2 protein-coding genes are annotated in these 1,675 nt (G+C 43.5%); one reads left to right on the plus strand and one right to left on the minus strand.

Annotated elements, in window-relative coordinates:
* Positions 1–322 (plus strand): hypothetical protein (locus Q0140_RS06035; protein ID WP_297962793.1); only part of this gene is annotated, 322 nt, incomplete at its 5' end.
* 678 nt (positions 323–1,000) lie between these two features.
* On the opposite strand, the gene Q0140_RS06040 is transcribed toward Q0140_RS06035, so the two are convergent.
* Positions 1,001–1,675: hypothetical protein (locus Q0140_RS06040; protein WP_297962795.1), on the minus strand; the 675-nt coding region annotated here is incomplete at its 5' end.

Consider the following 1,675-nt stretch of genomic DNA (forward strand, 5'->3'; position numbering starts at 1 on the left):
TATATTAAAAGAGATAACTCCTGTGCAAGCAAAAATATTAAAATTTTACTATGAAGTTATAATCAATAAAAGAGAATACCCTAGCTTAGACAGAGTTCTTAAAGCAGTAGTCGTAAAAAATGAAATTTTAAAACATTTAGATATAGATGAAGATCGCTTTGTTTTCAACATAAGCTCTCTTATGAGATTAGGATTAATAACACAATCAGACATCCCTAGCCAAGTTTTAATAGGTACCGGTACTATCCCGATCGGATATAATAAAACAACGCTTACGCCACTTGGTTTTGAGTTTGTGAAAAAATGTATAGGCAATGTTTAGAGTCAAAGTATAACAGTCTTAATGTTTTTCTGGTTTAATCACTGCTTTGAATTTTTCTACATGCTAACGCTAAAGCTTTAAAATTCCAGAGAGTGAAATTCTCTTGGAATTTTAAAGCTTTATTTGAATTCCTGAATTTTAAATTCTATTCGAAATTTTACTTTAAAATTTCGTCGTACCGCGCTTTTAAACCCACTATTAAATTTGCCGCTAAATTGAGTAGTAGCATGAGATACGCTGCGATTTGTGCGTGTTTTCACTGCGAGATCAGCGCTAGGCCGGGTTTAAATTTAGATTTTACGTCGACCAAGGCGGCTAAATTTAGAACGCACATCCTACCGCCGCAGATATTCGCTTCCGTCCGCGCGGTTTAGCGGATGATGTGGGCTGCTGGGGCGTTTTTGTTCTCATCCCACCAAATAAAATTTAAGATTTATGACATATGCGTGTTGCGTCGCATATCTTGATGACCGGCTGCCGACGTGCGCGAGTAAGCAATATAAAATTTACCGCACGAGCCATCAATGCACGTTCTGCATAAATTTTATCGCGCTCGCCGTTGAGAGTATGAAAAAAGTAGTATCGAGCCATAGAGTTTCGATCATCGCGCCGCATGCGCTTGAGAAATAGCGCCCTGCTTTACGAGCGTAGCGCGCTAGGCCTTTAAACCGTCAAATTTCAACTCCCGAATTCCTCGTAAAATTTATTTAGATAATCAGCGTAATAGAAGTTTTGATTTCTAGCATCAAATTTGCCCGCCAGCTCCAAAGCCGTCTTGTAGTCGTTCTCATCGCCAAATGCGCTAACGGCGATGAAAAATCGTAGGTCGTTTAGATCGTCGTTGCTATCGAGTATGGCGTGCGAGTGTTTACGAGCTAAGCTTAGAGCCATCTCGCGCTCATCCAGCCTAACGGCGATCTCGATTAGCGGTGCGATCTGATTTATAACGCGAGGATTTGATTCGATTGTCGCCGCGGCTTTTGGCAGCAGGATTTTTGCCTCCTCTATCTTGCCCGTCTTTATCATGCTAAAAAGTATCGGCGCGTAGGTTATGTGCGGCACCTCGGAGCAGGTTAGCTCGCCCGAGAGTATCGGCGCGGCAAGCTCAAGCGCCGCTTCGTGCTCGCCTGCAAAATTTAAATACGCGATCTCATCGCTGGCCTCGCACGCCTCGCAATCACCCATGTCGTCTTTGGCGAGCTTTTTCCACAGCTCATAGTTTGCCTTCGCCTCCCTGGCATCGCCCATATCGATGCTTTGGTTCATCAAAGCCTTGTAGTATGAGGCCGGCGAGAGCTCCAAGCGCTCGTAGTAAAACAGCATCGCCTCGTTCACCTCGTCTATGAGCTCTTT

This window comes from uncultured Campylobacter sp. (assembly GCF_938045405.1).
Lineage (GTDB): Bacteria > Campylobacterota > Campylobacteria > Campylobacterales > Campylobacteraceae > Campylobacter_B.